We start from the raw sequence: 536 nt of genomic DNA, 5'->3' as shown, positions 1-536 counted from the left end.
GTCGATGGCACGGCCCTGGACGTCCCTGGTATTGGCGCCGTACGCGCCGGCATCGACCTTTTTGTCGGTGACGGTCACGGGACGCGCCGCCGCGAACTTGGCGAACGAGGTGGTGACATCCCCGATGGCCGTCTGCTGGGCCACGCGAGTATTGCCCGCGATGATGCTGCCTGGAAGGGCATTGCCCCTCACTTGGCCGTTCACGACCGGTTGATCGACCGTGCCGACCGCAACGTCCGTTGCGCCGCCACTGCCTTTTTGCTGGGCATCGGCCGCGACCTCACCAGCGCTGCCGCCCGCCGCGTGCTGGCCAAGCTGCGTGCCGCCGGTTGCTACTGTGGTGCCGACTACCGGCGCACCATTGACGGCCACGCCCTGCGTCGCCGCGCCCTGTAGTACCGATTCCAACGACCGCGCCAACATTGATACCGTCGGCGGTGGCGCCGAACATGCGACCGTACCAATGATGAGGCCGTATCTAAATATCAGACTTAAAACTATTCCAGACAGCAAGGGTAACTATTCAGCCCTTACAA

Annotated in this window: 1 protein-coding gene; it reads right to left on the bottom strand. The window is 63.6% G+C overall.

Annotation, left to right across the window (positions count from 1 at the left end):
* Positions 1-408 (bottom strand): hypothetical protein (locus PO883_RS34805; RefSeq protein WP_373890146.1); only part of this gene is annotated, 408 nt, incomplete at its 3' end.
* Between the last annotated feature and the right edge of the window lie 128 nt (positions 409-536).

The organism is Massilia sp. DJPM01, assembly GCF_030348125.1.
In the GTDB taxonomy this organism is placed as follows: domain Bacteria; phylum Pseudomonadota; class Gammaproteobacteria; order Burkholderiales; family Burkholderiaceae_D; genus Telluria_A; species Telluria_A frigida.
The sequence above is the reverse complement of the archived record's forward strand: the minus strand, read 5'-3'. Positions and strand labels throughout refer to the sequence as shown.